Origin of the sequence: Pseudomonas sp. S32, assembly GCF_016648095.1 — a bacterium.
GTDB lineage: Bacteria > Pseudomonadota > Gammaproteobacteria > Pseudomonadales > Pseudomonadaceae > Aquipseudomonas > Aquipseudomonas parafulva.
Map to the genome: position 1 here is coordinate 1 of NZ_JACVVF010000107.1, position 739 is coordinate 739.

Here is a 739-nt window from a genome sequence, read left to right on the forward strand (position 1 = left end):
CACCAGATCGCCCTGGTTACCGGTGCCTGGAGTGCCCGAGCCTGGTTCGTCAGTGACGGTAGTGCTGACCGGCGTCTTGTCGAGCGTCAGTTGTTCAAACTTCCAGACATCCGCACCGCTTACCGATTCGATGGCGTTCTGCACTGGCGGGTTAGCGCCGACATACACGTTATCCGGCGCTGTCGCGGTTGCCGAACCCACGGTGCTGTTTGCCGGAACCACGACTGTAGTGCCGTCTTTAAGATGGAAATACAGTTCGGCGTGGCTGTTGATCGGCAAGCCGTCTTTGTTGGTGAGGGTTACGGTGTAGGTGATCTGTCCGCCTTCGCTGACCGAGTCGCTGGCGGTGAGTTTCGCTACCACTTCGTCGATGGTGTCAGTGACTTTTACCGACGCATCGCCACCGAGCTGCAAGTTCTCGAAGGTACGGCCGTCGATATCCACAGCCGACTTGATACCCAGGCTGATGTCGCCCGAGTCTTTATAAACGTCGTCGCCTTGTGCGTCATGGGTGTACTGAACACTGGTGTCGCCAGCCCTGATGGTGACCTGGACGTTGTTGCTCAGGGTCACAACCAAGTCATGTGCCAACGCAGTGTTCACGTGGACGGTGAAGGTCGGCTTGACGTTCTCGGCAACCGAAGTTTGGTCGGCGGTGATGGTGACTTGCACCAGGTCGCCTTGGTTACCCGTGCCTGGAGTGCCCGAGCCTGGTTCATCGGTGACAGTCGTGCTGACC

At 58.3% G+C, this 739-nt stretch carries 1 protein-coding gene; it reads right to left on the minus strand.

Annotated features, from left to right (window positions below; translation table 11 throughout):
- Window positions 1–739, minus strand: a 739-nt coding sequence (locus IAE38_RS23660; protein WP_328822910.1) for an immunoglobulin-like domain-containing protein, incomplete at both ends; no start/stop codon positions are given.